Origin of the sequence: Blautia luti (assembly GCF_013304735.1) — a bacterium.
GTDB lineage: Bacteria > Bacillota > Clostridia > Lachnospirales > Lachnospiraceae > Blautia_A.
The window spans coordinates 1-22886 of record NZ_JAAITI010000034.1 but is presented as its reverse complement, the minus strand read 5'-3'; the positions used below and the strand labels follow the sequence as shown (position 1 = coordinate 22886).

18 protein-coding genes are annotated in these 22886 nt (G+C 44.6%); 2 read left to right on the top strand and 16 right to left on the bottom strand.

All coding sequences use genetic code 11. The annotated features are described in order from the left end of the window. Positions 1-122 precede the first annotated feature (122 nt). On the top strand, positions 123-2087 hold the full coding sequence (locus G5B06_RS14735; protein ID WP_118070673.1) for an oleate hydratase: 1965 nt from the start codon (positions 123-125) through the stop codon (positions 2085-2087). A 145-nt stretch (positions 2088-2232) separates the two neighbouring features. Here G5B06_RS14735 and larE read toward each other — a convergent pair whose 3' ends face one another. The 16 genes from larE to G5B06_RS14655 all read right to left on the bottom strand — a co-directional run bounded on the left by larE (position 2233) and on the right by G5B06_RS14655 (position 21372). Beyond that, entirely contained in the window at positions 2233-3060 is an 828-nt protein-coding gene (gene larE, locus G5B06_RS14730) for an ATP-dependent sacrificial sulfur transferase LarE (RefSeq protein WP_173772386.1), read from the bottom strand. 307 nt (positions 3061-3367) lie between these two features. Further along, positions 3368-4168, bottom strand: coding sequence for an MBL fold metallo-hydrolase (locus G5B06_RS14725; protein WP_173772379.1), 801 nt, complete (start codon positions 4166-4168; stop codon positions 3368-3370). Positions 4169-4390: 222 nt separating this feature from the next. Further along, positions 4391-5362 carry a hypothetical protein gene (locus tag G5B06_RS14720; RefSeq protein WP_244094578.1) on the bottom strand — a complete coding sequence of 324 codons (972 nt, stop codon included), beginning with the start codon at positions 5360-5362 and terminating at the stop codon, positions 4391-4393. Between the two features lie 297 nt (positions 5363-5659). Beyond that, positions 5660-6274 (bottom strand): epoxyqueuosine reductase, encoded by a 615-nt coding sequence (locus G5B06_RS14715; RefSeq protein WP_173772377.1) that lies wholly within the window; start codon positions 6272-6274, stop codon positions 5660-5662. A gap of 366 nt (positions 6275-6640) precedes the next feature. Next, positions 6641-6898, bottom strand: coding sequence for a hypothetical protein (locus G5B06_RS14710; RefSeq protein ID WP_021976655.1), 258 nt, complete (start codon positions 6896-6898; stop codon positions 6641-6643). A 41-nt stretch (positions 6899-6939) separates the two neighbouring features. Further along, positions 6940-8064: a DUF362 domain-containing protein gene (locus G5B06_RS14705; protein ID WP_173772375.1), complete on the bottom strand. Its 1125-nt coding sequence runs from the start codon at positions 8062-8064 to the stop codon at positions 6940-6942. Positions 8065-8103: 39 nt separating this feature from the next. Then, on the bottom strand, positions 8104-8463 hold the full coding sequence (locus G5B06_RS14700; RefSeq protein WP_244094577.1) for an inorganic diphosphatase: 360 nt from the start codon (positions 8461-8463) through the stop codon (positions 8104-8106). A 70-nt stretch (positions 8464-8533) separates the two neighbouring features. Further along, positions 8534-10138, bottom strand: a complete 1605-nt coding sequence (locus G5B06_RS14695; RefSeq protein WP_173772373.1) for a xylulokinase — start codon at positions 10136-10138, stop codon at positions 8534-8536. An 18-nt stretch (positions 10139-10156) separates the two neighbouring features. Beyond that, a complete protein-coding gene (araA, locus tag G5B06_RS14690) occupies positions 10157-11656 on the bottom strand; it encodes an L-arabinose isomerase (protein ID WP_021976651.1) in 1500 nt (499 codons plus the stop codon). 177 nt (positions 11657-11833) lie between these two features. Next, positions 11834-12928 carry a GntR family transcriptional regulator gene (locus G5B06_RS14685; RefSeq protein ID WP_021976650.1) on the bottom strand — a complete coding sequence of 365 codons (1095 nt, stop codon included), beginning with the start codon at positions 12926-12928 and terminating at the stop codon, positions 11834-11836. Between the two features lie 225 nt (positions 12929-13153). Then, positions 13154-14479, bottom strand: coding sequence for an alpha-glucosidase/alpha-galactosidase (locus G5B06_RS14680; protein WP_173772371.1), 1326 nt, complete (start codon positions 14477-14479; stop codon positions 13154-13156). Between the two features lie 311 nt (positions 14480-14790). Next, positions 14791-15711 carry an AraC family transcriptional regulator gene (locus G5B06_RS14675; protein WP_021976649.1) on the bottom strand — a complete coding sequence of 307 codons (921 nt, stop codon included), beginning with the start codon at positions 15709-15711 and terminating at the stop codon, positions 14791-14793. A gap of 150 nt (positions 15712-15861) precedes the next feature. Then, complete coding sequence (locus G5B06_RS14670) at positions 15862-18081, bottom strand: alpha-galactosidase (protein ID WP_173772369.1); 2220 nt, start codon at positions 18079-18081, stop codon at positions 15862-15864. A 180-nt stretch (positions 18082-18261) separates the two neighbouring features. Next, the gene (locus G5B06_RS14665; RefSeq protein ID WP_021650444.1) at positions 18262-19101 is read right to left on the bottom strand and encodes a carbohydrate ABC transporter permease; all 840 of its coding nucleotides are present in this window, start codon (positions 19099-19101) and stop codon (positions 18262-18264) included. 15 nt (positions 19102-19116) lie between these two features. After that, positions 19117-20019, bottom strand: a complete 903-nt coding sequence (locus G5B06_RS14660; RefSeq protein WP_021650445.1) for a carbohydrate ABC transporter permease — start codon at positions 20017-20019, stop codon at positions 19117-19119. Positions 20020-20118: 99 nt separating this feature from the next. After that, positions 20119-21372 (bottom strand): ABC transporter substrate-binding protein, encoded by a 1254-nt coding sequence (locus G5B06_RS14655; RefSeq protein WP_021650446.1) that lies wholly within the window; start codon positions 21370-21372, stop codon positions 20119-20121. A gap of 736 nt (positions 21373-22108) precedes the next feature. Between G5B06_RS14655 and G5B06_RS14650 the strand changes: the two genes are divergently transcribed. Then, positions 22109-22753 (top strand): YesL family protein, encoded by a 645-nt coding sequence (locus G5B06_RS14650; RefSeq protein ID WP_021977213.1) that lies wholly within the window; start codon positions 22109-22111, stop codon positions 22751-22753. Positions 22754-22886: the final 133 nt, after the last annotated feature.

Here is a 22886-nt window from a genome sequence, read left to right as displayed (position 1 = left end):
AACATTTCCGGTGTTTTGTAAATAGAATCTTTTTTCCGGATGGGCTATCATAGCCTCAACAGCAACAAAGAACAGTTAATCCGATACAAACAGGTATCTCATTTACGAAAGGTGGATGTCATATGTCAGATAAAAAAGGATTCATGGGACTTGCAGCACTTGCGGCAGCCGGAGCCGGCGCAGCCATGCTGATGAAAAAAACAAAAGAGATCAATGAAGAGGAAACTTTCCATGTAAAGGAAACTACCGAGAACTACCGCAATACCGAACGTGGAAAATATGACAAAAACAGCAAGGGGATCTATTATTCCAACGGCAACTACGAAGCCTTTGCCCGCCCGGAGAAGCCGGAGGGTGTGGATGACAAGCATGCTTACATCGTAGGAAGCGGCCTTGCTTCCCTGGCAGCTGCCTGCTTCCTGGTCAGAGATGCACAGATGCCCGGGGATCATATCCACATCCTGGAAGCCATGGACATTGCCGGCGGTGCCTGCGATGGAATTTTTGATCCGTCCAGAGGTTATATCATGCGTGGCGGCCGTGAGATGGAAAATCATTTCGAATGTCTCTGGGATCTTTTCCACAGCATTCCTTCCCTCGAAAAGCCAGGTGCTTCTGTTCTGGACGAATTTTACTGGCTGAATAAGCATGACCCCAATTATTCTCTGTGCCGTGCAACCGTTAACCGTGGGCAGGACGCTCATACCGACGGAAAATTTAACTTAAGCCAGAAGGGCTGCATGGAAATCATGAAGCTGTTTATGACAAAGGATGAGGATCTTTACGACAAAACTATCGAGGATGTTTTCGATGATGAAGTGTTTGATTCCACTTTCTGGCTGTACTGGAGGACCATGTTCGCATTTGAGAACTGGCACAGTGCTCTGGAGATGAAGCTTTACTTCCAGCGTTTCATCCATCACATTGCAGGACTTCCGGATTTCAGTGCCCTGAAGTTCACCAAGTACAATCAGTATGAATCCCTGATCCTTCCTATGAAAAAATATCTGGAGGATGCAGGTGTTGACTTCCAGTTTAATACCGAGGTCACAAACGTGATCTTTGATTTCAAGGATGGCAAAAAGATCGCCTCCGCCATTGAATGTAAGGTAAAAGGTGTGGAACAGGGCATTCTTCTTACTGAAAATGATTATGTTTTTGTCACAAACGGAAGCTGTACAGAAGGCACCATCTATGGCGACCAGAATCATGCTCCAAACGGTGACGCAGAAGTCCGCACCAGCGGCGTATGGTCCCTGTGGAAAAATATCGCAGCCCAGGATCCGTCCTTCGGACATCCGGAAAAATTCTGCTCTGATATTTCCAAAACAAACTGGGAATCTGCTACCATCACGACTCTGGATGACCGCATCATCCCGTATATCACCAATATCTGCCAGCGTGACCCGCGTTCTGGCAAGGTTGTTACCGGCGGTATCGTAAGCTGCCAGGATTCCAAATGGCTCTTAAGCTGGACCATCAACCGTCAGGGACAGTTCAAGGAGCAGGATCCGAAGAAAGTCTGCGTATGGGTATACGGACTGTTCACCGATGTTCCTGGTGACTATATCAAAAAACCGATGAAAGAATGTACCGGTAAGGAAATTACCGCTGAGTGGCTGTACCACCTGGGTGTTCCGGTAGATCAGATCGACGACATGGCTGAAAACAGTGCTGTCTGCGTTCCGACTATGATGCCGTATATCACTGCATTCTTTATGCCCCGCGCCAAAGGTGACCGCCCGGATGTTATCCCGGATGGATGCGTAAACTTCGCATTCCTGGGTCAGTTTGCAGAGACTCCACGTGATACCATATTCACAACAGAGTATTCCGTACGTACCGCAATGGAAGCTGTATATGGACTTTTTGGTGTAGACCGTGGTGTTCCGGAAGTATGGGGAAGCGTTTATGATATCCGTGAGCTTCTTGACAGCAGCGTGAAGCTGATGGATGGAAAATCTCCTCTTGAGATCCAGCTGCCAGGACCTCTGAATGCACTGAAAAAACCACTTCTCAATGTTGTAAAGGGTACTGTGGTTGAAAAGGTGCTCCGGGATCATAATGTGCTGAAGGATTATATGTAAGATATACAGCCTGCCAGACAAATATTCTCAATCCGAAAATTAAGATTTGAACACAGTAACGGAGCCTCCGGTTCTATTCGTGCAGCAATCCCCCCGAAATACTTCTCGCGCGGTATTTCCGGGGGATTATTTTATTTTCTGATACTTATTTTCCCAGTGTTTCATTCATACTTCCGGAACGGAAGCCCTGAAGATCCAGAGTCACGTAAGAAAATCCCAATGTGCGGAATTTCTCTGTGATCTTTGTTCTTGTTTCATTATCTGCAATTTTCAGGATATCTTCTTCCGGAACCTCGATCCTTGCCATGGTACCGTGGATACGGACACGGAACTGATGGAATCCCAGATCCATGAGAAACTGCTCGGCCTGGTCTACCATGTGAAGTTTTTCCTCGGTGATGGTCTCACCGTATACAAATCTGGAAGCAAGGCAGGCAAAGGATGGCTTGTTCCAGGTTGGAAGGTTCATGCCCTTTGACAGCTTGCGAATCTCTTCTTTATAGAGGCCGGCCTCCTGGAGAGGACTTCGGACCCCAAGCTCCTGAATGGCTCTTTTTCCAGGACGGTAATCTCCCAGGTCATCCATATTGGAGCCTTCCACGATCATGTTCATATGGTGGAATTTTGCTGCTTCCCAGAGTTTGGTGAAGATGGCTTTTTTGCAGATGTAGCAACGGTCCGGCGGGTTCTGGCGGAAGCCTGGAATGTCGAATTCGTTGATCTTACAGATCTCCTGTCGGATATGATTTTCCTGGCAAAAATCCTCTGTTTCTTTCAGCTCTCTGTCAGTAAAGGAGCAGGGACATGCGGTAATGGCCATGGCCTTGTCGCCAAGTGTTTCCTGGGCAGCTTTCAGAAGAAAGGTAGAATCTACGCCGCCGGAAAATGCTACGGCTACGCTTCCCAGAGAGCGGAGGATTTCCTGGAGTTTTCTGTATTTTTCTTCAAGTGTGATGTTGTCTGTTACTGGCATATGTTCTGTCACCTCGTAATTTGTAAAATATTATTTGTGTATTATTGTAAACGATACCTTTTTGTCCTACAAGCATTTTCTTTCTGATGGATACACTATGAAATTTGTAAGTATATCCGGACGATCTATCCGGCTCATAAGCTTTTCGTAAAATTATCTTCCACAAAATTTTTACAGAACAGGAAAGACTTCTTCCTGGAGGACTCTTTTATGTCATTGGAGCATTACGAAATAATTTTCCATGATATAAAATAGGACCGGAAACGCAGCATATGCCACGCTTCCGATCCTTCCTTTTTTACAATTATCACATTTCAATCACATCAAGATCATCCGGAATAAACAGATTTCCGTGATAATACTCTCTGCCTTCTGCGCCGTAGAGTTCTTTACGTTTCCTAATGTTCTTATCCTCTGTATGATACAGTACAAGGTTTTTCACGCCAAGATTTTCAGCAAGCTCGCTGGCATCCTTGACTGTGGAGTGATGTTTCTCATAAGGATTGAAGATATCACGCTGTCCGTACAGGCAGAATGCTTCGTGGAACATCCAGTCACTGCCTTTGGCGTATTTCTCCTCGCACTCGTTGTATGGCTCATCGCCACAGCAGGTAAGTACCTTTCCACCGTCGTAGATCATCTGGAATCCGAACTGTTTTGCCTTGGTGGAACCGATGTCAAAGAAGCTCACTTTCTTATTGAGGATCGTTCTCTCCTCACCGTCTTTTACTTCGATCAGGTGAAGTCTGTCACCAATGTACTGTGTCTCCTTTTTATTCAGAAGCTTAAAGGCCATGTCTTTCAGAAGTCCGATCACCTCATCATGGGCATAGATATTCGCCTCGCCCTGGTAAGTACCTTTTTTCATATTCTGGCAGATGATGCGGATCACCCAGACGATTCCCATGATATGGTCTACGTGCTTATGTGTAACAAAGATCTCATGGACATCCATCAGGTCAATACCTGCCTTCTTCAGCTGGGAAAGTACAGTATTTCCGCCGCCTCCGTCAACCAGAAAATGGCCGTACTCATCGCTGAGCACGAAACATGTATTGTAGCATTCTGTTACCAGTGCGTTACCTGTTCCAAGCATGGTTAATTTCATTGTTTTTCTCCTCCTGTATAGCCCTGGTCATCAAACATTCTGCCACCCATTGCTTTTGTTTTCTGACACTCTCACCGGCTGCTTCAGACCATATTGCAGATACCTGCATAACAGCCTTATGTTTTCTCGTTTTTTCTGTGTTTTTCGTGTCCAATGATAACATTATGGAGAAATATTTTCAATAAAATTTCAAAAAAAGCAATATGCTTCTCTCTTTATGCTTTATTTCTGATCTAGCCATTCCTGAATCGTTTTCTGTGATACTTTTATTATTTCTGCGATATCTCCCAAATTCATGCCTCTTTCTGCCAGAGACTGTACAATTTCTTTTTTTGCCTGTAATTTTCCTTCTGCTTTTCCTTCTGCTTTTCCTTCTGCTTTTCCTTCCGCTCTTCCTTCCGCTCTTCCTTCCGCTCTTGCGGCTTCATATACGGATTCCTTCCATTTTCTTTCTTCCTCTTCTTGGTTATACTCAAATATACTCATCGCTACCACCTCACTCTTATTCTTTCGGAGAAATTCCACAAGAATTCCCTCCTGGATGCATTCATCCACAGCCAGCTCAACAGCTCCATCCAGGTTCATTTCTTTTGTGTACTTTCTTACTTTTGCAACATATTGTGCATATTCTCTCAATATATGACATTCTTCCATCAGTTTTCTGTTATGCCCTTCATTAACATTCAGAATAAGTACTTTAAGTTCCAGATTTGCCTCTCCGCTGAAATCCTCATACGCCTCAGAAAGATAGGTTACCCAACTTTCTTCTTTTTTCTCAGTTCCGTTGTAAAATACAATAAAATTCGGTTCCGGAATTTTTTGTAATATCGGCGAATACAAAGATTTATTGTCCACAAGTTTTTGATACTCTGCAGCAATATACAACAAGTCTCTTAATGGCATATTGGGGTTATATGTAGACTGATGTTCATACAGAAATAAATTCGTATTCACAATAAATGACAGATCATTCTTCATTCCTATATAAACAGCATTCTCCAAAGTAACAATCTCAAGCATCGACGGATTATCATATGTCGTCCCGTTAACCGCATTATAAAGTGACAGTAAATTTTTTCTGTCAGAAAACAACATCCGAAATACTGTATCCTTATATTTTCTGTTTGCCTTCAGATGTTTTCCGGCATTCTGACTCTTTTCTGCTGTAACTTTACGATTCTTTCTTTTTGCCATAGGCAGCACCTCCTGTTTTGCAGGAGTGAAAGAACAATTTGTACTTTAATTTTATCCAGAACTCCTGCTTTCATAATTTTTAGGGAATTAAAAGCATGAATTTCTGAAATGTAATTTAGATTATAAGACGGCAGAATGCCTTGAAATTAATAGAAAATATGCTTTGGTGATATCATATCATCCTGTTTCCCACAATTCAAGGCATTTTGTGGAAGTTTCCATAAAAAAGACATTGCCCCCTGGCAGATACGTATCTATCTCAGGTAACAATGTCTTTTTTCTTATCATATTCTCATGTCATGACCCAAAGGACTGGCAATGGCGGATTCCCTCGTCTGTGATCACCTTTGTTCCACGGTACATTTTTCTGTCCTCGCCAACGGGACAGACATTGGCGCAGACACCACAGGGCCAGTGGTGTTCATCACGGATCTTTACATGGTATTTTGTGCAGGCAACTTTATCCATATCATATACACCGCTTTCACTTTCCTTGAAACAATGGGATGGACAATTTTTCAGGCATTTCCTGCAGTGAATGCAGAGATCTTTTTCTAGCATGGGATCTGCAGGGAGCGGGGCATCTGTAAGAATGGAGACGATACGCAGTCTCGGGCCAAATTCCTTTGCGATCAGATTATGGCTGTCACCGATAGTTCCCATTCCTGCATAATATCCTGCCATCACATGAGAAAATGCTGCATTAGGATTATCTACCAGCACATCAATGTTATAATAACAGTCCCTTGGAAAAAAGATGGCCTTATATCCCAGCCTGTTCACAATATAATTCGTCAGACGATATGCCATATCATCCAACACCCGGTTGCTGGTATCGTAAAGCTCCTGATAGACCATGGATGGCGTGGTACTCATCATGGGTGAATATAACGGAATTCCAAGCACGATCACATTTTTTACCCAGGGCCAGATATTCTGCGGCCAGAATTCCGGCTCCTGGATCGGAATTTCCTACCATTTCGTCACAGAGCAGGATCTCACCAGATTGATTCCAAGGTCAAACGCCTTCTCCCGTATCTTGTCTTTCAGTTCTTCCCCTTCCATAATAATATCTCCTTTTTTATTATTGGAAATATTATATAAAAGATAGGTACGGGATACAAGTTACTATGAATTTCAATAGCTGCTATAGCATTTCCGTAAATTTATTTCTTCTCCAGCCATTTCTGAATGGTTTCCGGATATACTTTTTCAACACAAAACAGGAGCAGTTACATGTCTTCCAATGTCTGCTCCTGTTTTCTGTATAAAATATAATTATTTCCGTATCACCATTCTGGCATTTTCCAGTTGTTTCTTTTCTACCAGAATTTCGTACTGCTTGAACTGATCTGGTGAATTGCCGATGCTTCCAAAGTTTCCACGAACAGTACCCTTTCCCATCCACAGGCCTAACTGATCGCTTACTTTATACTTATAGCAAATTCCTTCCCTGTCCAGAATGTCCCGAATTTCATTGAATTTTTTCAGATCTGTGCCTATCCAGAGACTTTCGGTGTTAAATAATGTAAACATCTTTTCCCCCTTGTAAGTATATCAACCGCCAAGAAAATTTATCATTTAATCTTTTTCAGCTCATACTCTCTTGTTCCCAGGCCGATCTTTTCTGCCTGGTCCAGAGTTGCTTTCCATTCTACATTCGGGTTGGAGTCTTTGAAATGGTCGTGATGACAGTGCCATTCTGGCTCTGCCAGATGCTCTCCAAGCTGGCTGTTTTCGATCGGCGTTGCCTTGAGACAGGCATCTGCACATGCCTGATCCAGAGCTACCGGGTCAAAGCTTGCGAACATTCCGATATCCGGAAGGATCGGCGCATCGTTCTCACCGTGGCAGTCGCAGTTCGGGCTGATATCCTGTACCAGTGCAATATGAAAATGTGGACGTCCATGACAGACAGCCTGTGCATACTCAGCCATCTTGCGGTCAAGCATTTCATTAGCACTGCTATTCGGATTGTAAACAGCATCAAAACTGCAGGCTCCGATACAGCGGCCACAGCCCTTGCATTTATTATAATCAATAACTGCTTTTTTGTTTACATAAGTAATGGCATCACTTCCACATTCTTTCGCGCAGCGTTTGCATCCACGACAGACTTCTTCGTTGATGGCAGGTTTACCGCTGGCATGCTGCTGCATCTTTCCTGCACGGCTTCCGCAGCCCATACCGATATTCTTCAGAGCACCGCCGAATCCTGTTGACTCATGCCCTTTAAAGTGACTGAGACTGATAAAAATATCCGCATCCATGATCGCATGTCCGATCAGCGCAGTTTTGCAGTATTCTCCGTTTACTACCGGAACCTCTATCTCATCTGTTCCTCGAAGTCCATCTCCAATAATAATCTGGCAGCCTGTAGTAATGGTATTAAAACCATTGAGGTTTGCACAGTCCAGATGCTCCAAAGCATTCTTTCTGCTTCCCGGGTAAAGAGTGTTGCAGTCTGTCAGAAATAGCAGCCCGCCCTGTTCTTTGCAGAGATCTGCCACAGCTTTTGCATAGTTCGGGCGAAGAAATGCCAGGTTTCCCAGCTCACCGAAATGCATCTTAATGGCTACAAATTTTCCGTCCATGTCAATGTCTCTGATTCCGGCAGCAACACAGAGTTTTTTCAGCTTATCAAGCTGGCTGGTTCCCACAGGACAACGAAAATCTGTAAAATAAACTGTTGATTTTTCCATTGTGATGTTTTCTCCTTATTTAATGTCACTTGCTGCCTTTTATTCAATCATCTCTATCTCTGTCTTAAAATACTGTTCCTGAAAGCTTACCTGCGCCATGATTTCCTTTGCCGTCATAGTCATGTTTTCCGGTACTGCCACCCATTTATCTTCCACATCATTAAGACGGTAGATAACAGCGATGATTTTACCTGTAAATTCCTTTATCGGATGATCCACGCCCAGAACATATACATCCTGCTCCTCGCCATCCGGAGCAATGATTCCTTCTATGTATCCATAATTTACCGGATAGAAAAGCTCCTTGTGCTCCGGATGGTAAGTATTCATCGGACGATCGATCACGACATGTACGATCTGGCCTGGAGCCGGTTTCTTTTCATGATCTGTCTGTTTCATTTATATTCCTCTGATTTCATTTTCATTATTCCTGCAAATCAAAGATTTATATTTCAATCCGTTCTGCTCTTTACCAGATCCTGGATTCTACAGCCGCACGCTCAATGCCAAGGCCTTTCATATACCGATTCATGAACGCATCAAATCCCTTCACACCTTCTGCTTCCGGTGCCAGTGTACTTCCTTCGTTTCCTTTGAAGACATTTTCATCCAGGAAATCCGCAAGGTCTTCGCCGTCTTTTTTGTTGATCATATAAGAAGCCAGAAGCGCAATTCCCCAGGCTCCGCCTTCTCCTGCTGTGGACATTACGGATACCGGCGCATTTACCGCATCTGCAAGGATCTGCTGGCCAACACCCTTTGTCTTAAAGAGGCCGCCGTGTCCCAGAAGCTTATCAATCTTTACATGCTCCTGATTGAGAAGGATATCCAGACCTACACGCATGGCACCAAGGCAGGTGTAAAGATTGTTTCTCATAAAGTTTGCCAGTGTAAATTTACTCTCAGGAGAACGTACAAACAGTGGACGTCCCTCTTCAAAACCGGTCATATGCTCGCCGGAGAAATAACAGTAGGAAAGAAGTCCACCACAGTCCGGATCCCCTTCCAGGGCTTTGTTATAAAGAGTTCCGAACAGTTTGTTCATATCCACTTTCATACCCATGGCTTCCGCAAATTCCTTAAACACATTTACCCATGCGTTCAGATCCGAAGTACAGTTGTTGGAATGGGCCATGGCAACCGGATCTCCTGCCGGAGTGGTGACCATATCAATCTCTTTGTACGGTTTGGAAAGAGCCTTTTCCAGGACAATCATGGCAAATACGGATGTTCCTGCAGAAACATTTCCGGTACGCTGACGGACACTGTTTGTGGCAACCATACCGGTTCCTGCGTCTCCCTCAGGCGGACACATCGGAATTCCGGCTTTCAGCGTTCCGCTTACATCCAGAAGTTTTGCGCCTTCCTCAGTAAGAACTCCGGCATCCTGACCTGCAACCATGACTTCCGGCATAATGTTACGGAGTTTCCATGGGAATCCATAAGATGCAACCAGCTCATCAAACTTCTGCACCATCTCTTCGTTATAGTCCTTTGTCTCGCTGTCGATCGGGAACATACCTGCCGCATCACCGATACCAAGAACTCTTTTTCCGGTGAGTTTCCAATGCACATAGGCTTCCAGAGTGGTGATATAATCGATATCTTTTACATGCCCCTCACCGTTAAGGATCGCCTGATACAGGTGTGCGATGCTCCATCTCTGAGGGATATTGTAATGGAAAAGCTCTGCCAGCTTCTCAGAGGCTTCTCCCGTGATATTGTTTCTCCAGGTGCGGAACGGGACCATCAGCTCTCCCGCTTTATTAAACGGCATATATCCGTGCATCATGGCACTGACACCGAAAGCACCTACGCTTGTCAGTTCCACGCCATATTTTTCCCGGACATCTTTTGCCATATCCTGGTAACTGCCCTGGAGACCTTTCCAGATCTCCTCCAGGCTGTATGTCCAAATACCATCCACATACTGGTTCTCCCATTCATAGGCTCCGGATGCGATGGGCTGGTTCTTATCATCCACCAGAACTGCCTTGATCCTTGTGGAACCAAACTCAATACCAAGAGCCGTGCGATTCTCAAGAATTGCTGTTTTTGCCTCATTTACTCCCATTGTAAAAAACCTCCCATATTATTTGCTGAAATACATGCTGTTCCATCTCAGCTCATTCTGCAGATTCCGGATCGTTGTATCGCCATCAATATAAACCGCTTCAATACCCATAGCTGCTGCCCAGTCACCCATCTGCTCTGCAGTAAGGTCATAGGTAAATGCAGTGTGATGTGCGCCGCCGGCAAGGATCCATGCTTCTGCTGCTGTGGAAAGATCCGGCTTCGGTGTCCAGAATGCAGTACCTACCGGAAGTGCAGGCATCGGCTTCTCTGTTTTCTTACACTCAACCTCATTGATCAGCAGACGGAAACGGTCACCAAGGTCAACCAGGGATGTTGCGATTCCAGGACCTGTCTTAGAAGTAAATACCAGTCTTGCAGGATCTTCACGATCTCCCATGGAAAGCGGGCATACACGCATGCTGACCTTGCCATCAGCAACGGATGGGCAAACCTCCAGCATATGTGCCTCAAGGATTCCCTCTTTACCAGGTACCAGGTTATAAGTGTAATCCTCCATAAAAGATGTACCCTTGGCGTCCTTTTTGCCGGCTGCCATGATCTTCATCAGACGGACCATAGCTGCTGTTTTCCAGTCGCCCTCGCCACCGAAGCCGTAGCCTTTTTCCATCAGTCGCTGGATCGCAAGTCCCGGAAGCTGTTTCAGGGCGCCCAGATCACCGAAGTGTGTTACGATAGCCTGATAGTTTTTCTCCTCAAGGAAACGCTCAAAACCGATCTCGATCCCTGCCTGGACTGCTACATGCTTCTTAAATTCCTCAGGGTCACGTCCATCCAGAATCATGTCATATTTATTATAATATTCTTCTACCAGAACATCAATATCTCCCTGGCTTACGTCCTGTACATATTCTGCGATCTCGTTAACCGGATAAGCATCGATCTCCCATCCGAATTTCATCTGAGCCTCAACCTTATCGCCCTCTGTTACAGCTACGTTTCTCATATTGTCGGCTACACGGCATACACGGATATGGCTGCTCTCCATGATACCAACTGCAGTACGCATCCAGGATGCCAGACGCTCCTGGACCTTTTTGTCTGCCCAGTGTCCTGCAATGACTTTTCTCTCGATTCCCATGCGGGTTACCATATGGCCAAACTCACGGCCGCCGTGTGCGGACTGGTTCTCATTCATAAAGTCCATATCAATGGTGTCATAGGGGATTTCCACATTGAACTGTGTATGAAGATGGCACAGCGGTTTGCGATACTCTTTAAGGCCAAGGATCCAGGATTTTGCCGGGGAAAATGTGTGCATCCACGCGATCACGCCGGCACAGTTTTCATCTGCATTGGCATCATTAAAGGTTTTACGGATCAGCTCATTTGTGATCAGCGTTGGTTTCCATACAACCTCAAACGGAAGTACACCGGATTTATTCAGTTCCTCTACGATGATCTTTGAATGCTCGGCTACCTTGCGGAGACATTCATCTCCGTAAAGATCCTGTGAACCTGTGCAAAACCAGAATTTATAATCTCTTCCTGTTTTCATGTGAAAGATCCTCCTTAAAATAAAATTAATATCATATGCATAACATTCCTGAAAATCTGCAGCCCATTTCTGCTGCCAACATGCGTCCGATCTTTTGAAATGTTATAAGGCTCTCTGTAAGCTATATTGCTTCATTTTCTAATAAAACGATCTGATAAAACGGTTATGTATCTGTGCTCATGCCCCTGCTTTCACGCTGCTGCCCCGTATGATCAGTTCCGGACGGATCAGACGTTCTACGGTACTTTCTTCATCAGGCACACCGCCTAGCTTTTCCAGGAGAAGCTTTGCCGCCATCTCTCCCAGTTTTTCTTGGGGATGGGTGATAGTGGTAATGCCCTGTCCCTGTCTTGCATATAGTGAATTATCATAGCCGGTTACCGCAACATCTTCCGGGATCTTTTTGCCCTGACGTTCCAGTTCTTCCATTACCTGGACAGCAATCTGGTCGTTGTAGCACACGATCCCATCCGGAAAGCTGTTCTGTCGGACCATGTTCCGGACCATAAGAGCCGGCTTTTTTCGCCGGTCCTCGGTGTGAAACCAGACCACCTTATCCGGATCATAGGCAATTTCATGCTCCTGCAAAGCCTTCACATAGCCCTTATGCCGTTCGATTCCCTGACGGTCATCTGCCTTGAAAAATCCCGCGATGTTGCGCCTGCCGGAGTCCAGGAGATGTTTTGTCACAAGATAACCGCCTCCTGCGTCATCCATGAGGATGTGGGGCTTTTCCTGCATCTCCGTATACAGTCCCTGGATAAAAATATAGGGGATCTGATACTTGTCCAGTGTTTCGTACAGGCTTACATGTCTGCACAACAACTCACTTTTGCTGGGTTCGATGATCAGTCCGTCAATTCCCTTGCTGATCAGCTCTTCCAGGAATCTTGCCTCCTTCTGGCGGCTGTTTCCTGTATTTTTCAGGATGATACTGTACCCGTTATCGGACAGCACCTCATCGATTCCCTGGATCAGCCTTGGAAAAATATAATCCGAGATATATGTAGTCACCACTGCGATGTTTCCGGTCCCGTGAATCTGACGGAGCACATCCGCACAGAAGGTTCCTTTTCCCTGAAAGGATTCTATGTATCCATCTCCTGCCAGGATCCCCAGAGCCTTTCGCACCGTATGCCTGCTCAGCCCATAGCGTACACTGAGCTGGTTTTCAGAGGGAAGCTTCTCACCCGGACGGATCTTTCCGGAAAGAATGTCTGTTTTCATTTCTTCCATCAGTGCATAATATTTTGCTTTTCCGTTTTCTGCCATAAGCTCCTCCCTTCGTTTGTATTTTGATCTGTATTTATCCTGTTCGTTTCATCTGTAATTATTTTATAACTTGTATATACATGCGAACAAGTTGTTTTTATTATTTATCAAAAGTTCCATATAAAGAAAGGCCGAAACACCCTCCCCATTCTGGTGTTCCGGCCTTTCTATGCCGCCTTGCATATTTATTTCAAAGTTTTTGCTGCTTTCCGATCATTTCCTGCCTTAGCGGTACATCTTCATATAATCCCCATGTGCCTCGATCAGCTCATCACACATTGCCTGGATGTCTTTGATGTTCAGCTCTGCACCTGTGTGCGGGTCCATCATGGCTGCCTGACAGATTTTCTGGCGGTCTTTGGTCACTGCTGCCTCAATAGCAAGGAGCTGCGGGCTGACATTGGATGAATTCATAGCTGCCAGCTGTGTAGGAAGCTTGCCCACTTTTACCGGATGTACACCGGTTCCGTCGATATAGCATGGAACCTCTACGCAGGCATCCGGCGGAAGGTTGTCAATGTAACCGTTGTTAAGAACGTTTCCACCGATCTTGTATGGTGTGTTTGTAACAACAGCCTCCATGATGTAGGACGCATACTCTTTGCTTCTCTCATGTCCTATCTTGCCATCTTTCAGGATATCCTCGCGCTCTTTTTCCCATCCTTCGATCTGTTTGATACATCTTCTCGGATATTCGTCAAGCGGAATATTGAACTCCTCGATCATCTCCGGATATTTGGATTTAATGAAGAACGGATTATACTCTGCATTGTGCTCACTGGACTCTGTGCAGTAGTATCCAAGATGACGGATGTACTCGTAACGTACCATATCCTCATGCTTCTCGCCGGAGGTATTCTTCTCCTCGGCGATTCTGCGGATCTCCGGGTACAGGTCGTTTCCGTCTTTGTCATGGATCTCAAGAAGCCATGCCATGTGGTTGATACCTGCGATCAGCTCTGTACGTCCCTCAAGCTTGTCTTCCATTCCCATTCCCTCAAGAAGTTTCTGGGAGCAGACCTGAACGCTGTGGCAGAGACCTACGGTGCGGATCTTTGTGAAACGCTGCATATAGCCGGTGAGCATTGCCATAGGGTTGGAGTAGTTCAGGAACAGAGTGTTCGGGCAGACCTCTTCCATATCCCGTGCGAACTCTTCCAGAACCGGAATGGTACGAAGTGCACGCATGATACCACCAATTCCCAGGGTATCTGCGATAGTCTGTTTGATGCCGTATTTCTTCGGGATCTCAAAGTCTGTTACTGTACATGGCTCATAACCGCCTACCTGAATGGCATTGACTACGAAATCTGCATCGCGAAGTGCATCTTTACGGTTCTCTGCACCGAGATATGTTTTGATCACTGCGCGATCCTCATTTACGTTGTGGTTGATGGCACTTAAGATAATCCTGGAATCCTCCAGTCTCTTCTCGTCGATATCATAAAGTGCGATCTCGCTCTCGCGAAGTGCCGGTGTGCACATACAGTCGCCAAGTACATTTCTTGCGAAAACCGTGCTTCCAGCTCCCATGAATGTAATTTTGATCATGTTCGTTTCCTCCTGCTTTCTTTGTTGGATCTCTTATCCGGAATTGTTATATTTTTCTTTAAAATTCCTGATTTTCTGCTATTTCTGCGGTGCAGTCCCGCTTCGTTTTCTTTGTGATCTTATCATACTACCAGAAACTTGTTTAAAATATGTACTTTGATGTTAATAATTGTTGTTTTGTTGCATGAGATACCTGGAAGTAATTTTCTATAACATTTCTTATGACATAAAAAACTCTCTGCCCGATACCAGAATTTTATATATTCTGGCACAGACAGAGAGTTTTTTTCTTCGTGAAATATATCACAGAATCAGTCCTCAGATTCCGTATAATCCCCTTTTTTCCCCTTCACTACAAGTTTTCTCTTTTCTTCCTTGTATTCTCTCGGACTTCTTCCTGTTCTTGCCTTGAATACCTTGGAAAAAGCCAGCGGATCTCCATACCCTACTTTTGCAGCTACTTCACTGACCTGAATATCTCCGTTTTTCAGAAGAGTCTTTGCCTTCTCGATGCGAAGATTCATAAGATATTCCTGCGGCGAGCATCCGAGGCTTTTTTTAAACGAGCTGGTAAGATAGCTCCGGTTGACACCAATGCGGTCTGCCAGCTCATTGATCTTCAGACGCTTGTCAAAGTTGGCTGCAATGTAATCCACTGCCTGCTCCACATAAACGGAATTGGGATATCTGTGGGATGGAAGAAGCTTGCCTTCTCTCAGACATGCATCCCGGTTATCTGTGATCAGGTCAGAAAAAAGAAGCAGCAGAAGTCCGTTCCGTTTCAGCTCATTTTCAAAAACGAGCTTGTTGGTCTGGACCATTGCATCAATATATTTTGCAGCATTTTCCATACAGTGGATCCTTCGGACCGGATTTTCCCGGCTGAAGCCGCTTACATGGATCACTTCCTCCGCAGTCATTCCCTCAAATCCTACCCAGCGATATGTCCAGGGATTGTCCATGTCTGCCTCATACCAGGCCTCCACACTGGATGGGATCAGAAATGCTTCTCCACCTGTCAGATGATACTGATGGCCATCCATCTCAAAAACTCCGCTTCCGGATTCCACGATATGAAGTACATGAGAGATCCTGTTATTTGGTCCAAATCGATGTCCCGGATCGCATTTTTCCCATCCACAATAAGTAAGACAGAGATCCACCGCACCTTTCTTTAAATTCTCCAGACATTTAAAGCTGTCCGAGCTTGTAAAACCAACTGTATGAAGCAACTTGTCACCTCCCTGATGTCATATATTATGTTTCTGCCTGTGAGCTGCTTCGCCACCCAATAACAGGCCGCCATATCCGGCGGCCTGTTATTTTTCTGGTCAGGCGAATGTTTTTTCTGCAGATAATTTTTATTCCATCATTTACAGAAATCAGTCCTCTGCTTCAATTGTATACAATACAGAATGGAAATCACCGTTTGTCTTATTGCAGTAGTCACGATCAACCGGGATTCCTGCATACATCAGCTCATTTCCGTAAGCTTTCAGGCACTTATCTTCCCATTTTACTTTGTAAAGCTGATCCTCGTCAAGACCCTTGAAGCGCAAACGCATCCAGGAAGCATTGACCTTGTTCAGTCTTTCATAGTATCCGGCAACTGCCTGTTTTTTGTCTCTGGAAACAACCATCCATGCAGTATCATTTCCTTCGAACGGGCTTAAGATACGGTAGAAATCACCCTCCACCTGGATCAGGTCACGATGTTCCTTCATGAATTCCACCTGTGCCTTTACCTCTTCGATCTCTTCGGCACTTAAAAGGTTCAGATCCAGCTCATAGCCAAAGGTTCCGAAATATGCCACATTTGCTCTTGTGGAAAGCGGTGTGGTACGGTGCAGCTGATGATTCGGTACTGCTGATACATGAGATCCCATGCTGACGATGGGGTAAACGAAGGAAGTACCATACTGGATCTTTTCTCTCTCAGCAGCATCGGTATCATCACTGGTCCATGTCTGTGGTGCAAAATACAGCATTCCCGGATCAAATCTTGCTCCGCCGCTTGCGCAGGATTCAAAGAGGATGTCAGGGAATCTCTCTGTCAGTCTTGTATACAGCTCATATACACCAAGGATATATTTATGCATAGTCTTGCCCTGATCTGCTGCAGATGCGCCGCGGCTGAAAGGCTCGGACATGTAGCGGTTCATATCCCATTTAATGTAGGAAATGGAAGATTCCTCGATAACCTTGGAGATGGAATCATAAATAAAATCCACAACCTCAGATCTGGAAAAATCAAGAACGTGCTGATGTCTTGAGTGGGACTCAAAACGATCCGGTGCTCCGATGAGCCAGTCCGGATGTGCTCTGTAGCAGTCGCTGTTCTTGTTTACCATCTCAAGCTCTACCCAGAGACCAAATTTCAGGCCCATCTCCTCGATCTTACGGGAAAGTCCGGAAATTCCGTTTGGAAGCTTATTCTTATTTACGGACCAGTCGCCAAGGCCCTGGTAATCATCGTTTCTGGTTCCGAACCATCCGTCATCCAGAACGAAAAGCTCTACCCCAACCTCTTTGGCTTTTTTTGCAATATTGAGGATTTTTTCCTCATCAAAATCAAAATAGGTTGCCTCCCAGTTATTAAGAAGGATCGGGCGTGCATGATTTCTCCATTTTCCGCGCATCAGGCGGTCACGGTACAGTCTGTGGTAAGCCTGGCTCATTCCGTTTAAGCCCTTATCGCTGTATACCATAACAACCTCCGGAGTCTGGAATTCCTCATCTCTGGAAAGCTCCCAGGAAAAGCTCTGAGGATTGATTCCCATCATAACTCGTGTCATCTCGTAGGTGGAAACCTCAACCTGTGCAAGGAAGTTTCCGCTGTACACAAAGCTGAAGCCGAAAACCTCGCCTGTATCTTCTGTTGTATGAGGACGCTTCAGCGCGATAAACGGATTCTGCTCAGAGCTGGAGCCGGTTCCTGCAAGACTCTGTACAGCCTGTATACCCATCTCAAGTTTGCGTGTTTTTACATAGCGCTCACGTGCCCATGCACCGGAAAGATGGATCATCTCATAATCCATATCCGGGAACTCCACTGCTGCACTCATCACGTTCTCAAGACGGATCTTCTGATCCCCTTTCTGAACAAGGCGTGCACTTCTGGTGACCACCGGGTAATCCTCATATACGGAATATGTAAGAACAAGGTCTGTGTCCATCACAGAATCATGAAGTGTAATGTCCAGAGATGTTGCCTCTTCCTCGTTCTCTGTGTAGGTTGCCGGAAGACCGGCAAGCTTCTTCTTGCCGCCGTAAATCTCATGAGAAACATATTTGAAATCTACGATCTCGCTTCCGTTCTCCTGACGAACAGTAAGGGCAGGATTTCTGTAATCACCGGTTCCGTAAACAGGATACTCCTGTTTGGTATACTGCATGGAAAGAAGTCCCGGTTCCGGAACGCATACAGCCATCAGGGAACGCATGATCTCCTCGTGAAGATAACTGAAATCCTCTTTATCGCGGATAGCTTTTCCATAGTACAGATTCTCCATCTGGCCATTTTCCATGATACAGGTGATGTAGCTTAAATGTTTGTTATAAATGTGGAATGTCTTTGATCCCTCGTGAAATTTGATCGGCATAATTTTCTCCTTTTTTCGTTTACTGCGGATAAAAATATCCGCCTCTTTCCTTAAGAATCATCAAATAACTGTGCATTTTGGCATTTGCTTCGATAAAAATACCGCTGACAACCTCAATAACCAAATCCTCAGTTATATACATTGTCAGCGGTCTTGTATTACCTTATGTAATATTTCTGATTACAGTTTTCCACCGCTGGTAGCAATACCTTCGATAAACTGTTTCTGGAAGATCATGTAGATCACGATCATCGGAATGCAGGCGATCAGAGATGCAGCCATCAGTTCCGGGAATTTGGATACATACTGGCCCTGCATCTTTGCAAGTGCGGAAGAAAGCACCAGCATATCCTTATCTGTATTAACGATCATCGGCCACATCAGATCTTTGAATGCGAATACAGCTGTGAAAATTCCAAGTGCGACCATACTGGATCTTGTAAGTGGTGCCATGATGTAAAGGAAGGTCTGACCGATGTTACATCCGTCAAGTCTGGCAGCCTCCTCCAGATCCTTCGGCAGTCCCATATATCCCTGTCTCAGAAGGAAGGTACCGAATGCAGTAACAATACCTGGGAATACAAGGGCAAAGATCGTATTCAGCATACCCATCTTGCTGACCATCAGGTACTGCGGGATGATGAAGATCTGTACCGGAACCATCATCTGGAACAGTACAAGACTGAAGCAGAGATCACGGCCCTTGAAGTTCAGTCGTCCAAATGCATAGCCTGCCATAGTTGCTGTAAGAACCGCACACACTACTCGGAAGAAGATCAGAAGCAGTGTATTCTTGTACAGAAGCAGGAAGTTCATGTTATTGATAACAGAAATAAATGCGTCTTTTCTCCATATTTTCGGGAAAATGGTGAAAGGATCTACAGATGTTGCTTCCGTTACAGTTTTAAAAGCTGTCAGGATCATCCAGATAAATGGCACAAGCATCGTTATGGACACAATGATCAGTATGACATGTATTAAAATAGTGGTTAATTTCTTTTTTGTTTCCATACTATCCATGGTTAATCCCCCTTTTTAGTTGTAGAATACCCATTTCTTCTGACCGATCATCTGGAATACTGTCAGGATCATGGTGATAATAAGAAGTACTACTACGATCGTAGCGCCGTATCCCATGTTCTTATTGATAAATGCATATTTATAGAACAGGTAAACCAGTGACTGAGTCTTGGTAAGTGCCGGGTTTGACTTGTCAATAACCATATAGATCAGGTCGAATACCTGAAGGGATCCGATCACACGGGTAACAAGTACGAAGAAAATGGTTGGTGAAAGAAGCGGGACCGTGATGTTAAAGAATGCATTCACGCCTGTTGCACCGTCAATGGATGCTGCTTCATAATAATCTCTCGGGATTTCCTGAAGTCCTGACAGGAAAAGAACCATATTGTAACCGATGATAGACCATACACCGATGATCGCAACTGCAAATACTGCAATTTTCGGATTAGAAACCCAGTTTACATGAACATGGAAAACGTTATTGATAAGACCATAATCAGAGTTGAACAGCCATCTCCATACCATGGCTACCGCTGCCGGAGCTGCTACCATCGGAAGGAAGATGATGGTTCTGTAAATAGAACGGCCCTTCATCTTTCTGTTAAGAAGTACTGCAAGAACAAGTGCGATGACAATGGAAAAAGGGACCTCCACGATCGCATATTTGAATGTGTTGATCAGTGCCTGCCAGATCTCTTTATCTGCAAAAACCTTCTGGTAGTTCTGTAAACCGATAAAGATATTTCCTTTACCAAAATCTCCTGTCTTGAAAAAGCTCTGGTAAATAGTCTGGAAGATCGGAATGATGTTCAATACGATCAGTCCGATTGTTGTTGGGAGAATAAACAGCCAGCCCCAGAGGAACTCACTGCGCTCTCTCTTTGTCCGTGCCTGTGACTTGGTAGTTTTAGCCATAAGAATCACTCCTTCTATTCCTTCTATGTATGAGGCCGCTGCACCTGAGTGCGGCGGCCCCTCTCATTACTGCACTTAATTATCGGTGTTTCTTAATGCTTACTCCTCAGCCAGCTTCTCGTTCATCTGATCAGCCATCTGCTTGCAAGCCTCTTCCATTGTGATGTCGCCTGTGTATACGCCTTTAAGGATCTCGTTGTCCTCGTTCTCCCATGTTACAGTAGATTTGGAGTATGGACGGATCTCCATGTCATCCATCATGTTCAGATAAGCCTGAAGGTTGAAGTCTGCGGATTTAGCCCATGCATCAGATGTATCTTTGTATGCACTCATTGTAACACCAAGCTCAGCCTGTTTCTCCTGAGCCTCTTTGGATCCGAGGTACTCGATCAGCTGCCAAGCTTCGTCTGTGTGCTCACCGGAAGCAGATGCTGCCCATCCAAGTCCGTTATATGAGGAAGCTCTTCTGCCTGTCTCAGCGTTTTTAGGAAGCTCTACACAATCACAGTTAGCTGCTGTGTACTCGTTCTCTTTAAATGCTGCAAGCATCCAGGAGCCCTGGCATGTCATAGCGATCTTGCCAGCCTCGAAAAGTACGTCCTCGTTGTTCTCAGACATTGTCTCAAGAGACGGGATCACGCCATCCTTGATCCATCCTTCCAGTGTCTGCATAGCTGCGATCGTCTTCTCATCATCCCAGCCGGATTTTGTCTTGTCATCGCTGATGATGTATCCGCCGTTATCATAGATCAGGTTGTAGTATCCGGCCTGGTTGTTATCATTTCTCATTCCGAGACCGTACTGGGAACCATCATCCTTAGTAAGCTTCTTAGCTGCCTCTGTAACATCATCCCATGTCCAGTCAGCTGTCGGATAATCAAGTCCTGCCTCGTCAAATAATGTCTTGTTGTACCAGAGAGCGATTGTATCTATATCCTTCGGTACTGCATAATATTTATCATCGTATGTATACAGTCCCCAGATATCCTCCGGATAGTTCTCCGGATCGATCAGATCGCTGTCTTTGATCTTATCGGTCAGATCAAGAAGCATATCGTTGGACATGTATCTCTGACTCTCGTTGGAGTGCATCCAGAATACGTCCGGAAGGGAACCACCCTGTGCACCGGCCTCGAGCATTGTCCAGTACTCATCCCATTTAACAACGGAGATCTCTGTCTTGATTCCTGTCTTCTCTGTGAAGTCTGCGAGAATTTCTTTGATTCCCGGCTCCTGGTTGGTGTCCCAGATGGATACGGAAAGTGTAACATCGTCGCCCTTGGCATATACCGGAACTGCTGTCATTACCATGGCACCTGCTAACAATAATGCTGCTACTCTTTTGAAATTCATAACTTCTTCCTCCTTTTAAATCTTTCTTATTTTCCCTCTTTCTTTGGTCAGTTTTTATATTTTTTCACGTCTCTGACCGTTGATATTATTATAATTGCACATGGAAAAATGATAAATGGATTATTGTCATTTCAATATGGAAAAATGTTACTTTTTATTCATTTTATCCATTTTTTGTTCATACTTTGTTAATTATTCGTCATTTTTATATGTTTTCTTTCATTTCTTACATATATTTTCATATTTTTCACTATTTATGAGCATATTTTGGCACCCATTTATTTCCTTGTAGCAAAACCAACATTTTTACATATCTGTTTTTGTATGTTTTTACTAACTCAGCACATGTATAAATGTCATTTTCCGAAAAACACACTTTTCCTTTCCTAACATAATTCCATGCGTGCCATCATTTTCACATGTGCACGCAAAGTTCCATGTTTTTTTTGTACAGTCCCATAAAACGTGCTGTATCCTCCATTTTTCCCGCAAAAATCCCCATCAATATCGTTTTTTTCACAGTCAGATGGATATTTATATTTACGATCCATATTCTCTGTGAGGCGTATTACTGTTCACCCTGTAACCGGCAACACGCTTCGTGATACGCTGGATGCTTATCTGCGTTCCCTCTCTTTACACACAATCAAAAACTGTGCTAAGATTAGCTGTATCGGACTTTCCCCATATGGTCCGTTTTTCATTTCTACATTTCTATATAAGGAGGTATTTCGTTATGAATCTTTTAAATGAAGATAATGTCGTCCATGTATTTCTCAACAAGCTGGGTGACATCGTGATCGCCAATCTTCTTTTTATTCTCTGCTGCATCCCCGTGATCACCATCGGGCCGTCACTGACTGCCCTTTATCACTGCATGATGCGTACAGTAAAAGGAAATAACAACGGCACAACAAAAACATTTTTCAGAGCTTTTAAGGAAAGCTTCAAACAGTCACTGATCATATGGCTGCTGATCCTTGCTGCCGGAGCCATGATCATCCTGAATATCCGCTTTCTGCTCCATGCAGAAGGAAGCGCTGCACATATGCTGTTTTATCTTTCTGTGGGAGTTCTGACTCTGCTGATAATTTTTACTTTATACATATTCCCGGTGATCGCAACCTTTGCCAATACACTGGGGGCACTTTGCAGAAATGCATTTCTGCTGGCGTTTATGCATTTCCCCACAACGATCGCCATTGCGGTGATCACGATCTTTCCATTATATATGACCTATCTCGATGCAAAGCTGCAGCCACTTTACGCATGCTGCTGGTTTTTCTTTGGATTTGGACTTGTAGCTTTTATAAATTCGATGCTGTTGTATCGATTTTTTAAGAAGCTGCTTCCTCCGGAGGAGGATATTTCGCTTTTGTGATAAAAGCGTAGGGAAAATTGTTTTTAATTTTTGATAATAAAGTTTTTGGCTTTTCAAAGCTGTGGAAATGTGAATATATACTGGTGGGGCGATGGATTCTACGGTGCTGGCAATGTAACGTTACGCCGATTTA

Excerpts from the sequence above, each read along its gene's own strand:
- G5B06_RS14735 (WP_118070673.1), top strand. The coding sequence starts at position 123 with ATGTCAGATAAAAAAGGATTCATGGGACTTGCAGCACTTGCGGCAGCC.
- larE (WP_173772386.1), bottom strand. The coding sequence starts at position 3,060 with ATGCCAGTAACAGACAACATCACACTTGAAGAAAAATACAGAAAACTC.
- G5B06_RS14725 (WP_173772379.1), bottom strand. The coding sequence starts at position 4,168 with ATGAAATTAACCATGCTTGGAACAGGTAACGCACTGGTAACAGAATGC.
- G5B06_RS14720 (WP_244094578.1), bottom strand. The coding sequence starts at position 5,362 with ATGGCAAAAAGAAAGAATCGTAAAGTTACAGCAGAAAAGAGTCAGAAT.
- G5B06_RS14710 (WP_021976655.1), bottom strand. The coding sequence starts at position 6,898 with ATGTTTACATTATTTAACACCGAAAGTCTCTGGATAGGCACAGATCTG.
- G5B06_RS14705 (WP_173772375.1), bottom strand. The coding sequence starts at position 8,064 with ATGGAAAAATCAACAGTTTATTTTACAGATTTTCGTTGTCCTGTGGGA.
- G5B06_RS14700 (WP_244094577.1), bottom strand. The coding sequence starts at position 8,463 with ATGAAACAGACAGATCATGAAAAGAAACCGGCTCCAGGCCAGATCGTA.
- G5B06_RS14695 (WP_173772373.1), bottom strand. The coding sequence starts at position 10,138 with ATGGGAGTAAATGAGGCAAAAACAGCAATTCTTGAGAATCGCACGGCT.
- araA (WP_021976651.1), bottom strand. The coding sequence starts at position 11,656 with ATGAAAACAGGAAGAGATTATAAATTCTGGTTTTGCACAGGTTCACAG.
- G5B06_RS14685 (WP_021976650.1), bottom strand. The coding sequence starts at position 12,928 with ATGGCAGAAAACGGAAAAGCAAAATATTATGCACTGATGGAAGAAATG.
- G5B06_RS14680 (WP_173772371.1), bottom strand. The coding sequence starts at position 14,479 with ATGATCAAAATTACATTCATGGGAGCTGGAAGCACGGTTTTCGCAAGA.
- G5B06_RS14670 (WP_173772369.1), bottom strand. The coding sequence starts at position 18,081 with ATGCCGATCAAATTTCACGAGGGATCAAAGACATTCCACATTTATAAC.
- G5B06_RS14665 (WP_021650444.1), bottom strand. The coding sequence starts at position 19,101 with ATGGATAGTATGGAAACAAAAAAGAAATTAACCACTATTTTAATACAT.
- G5B06_RS14660 (WP_021650445.1), bottom strand. The coding sequence starts at position 20,019 with ATGGCTAAAACTACCAAGTCACAGGCACGGACAAAGAGAGAGCGCAGT.
- G5B06_RS14655 (WP_021650446.1), bottom strand. The coding sequence starts at position 21,372 with ATGAATTTCAAAAGAGTAGCAGCATTATTGTTAGCAGGTGCCATGGTA.
- G5B06_RS14650 (WP_021977213.1), top strand. The coding sequence starts at position 22,109 with ATGAATCTTTTAAATGAAGATAATGTCGTCCATGTATTTCTCAACAAG.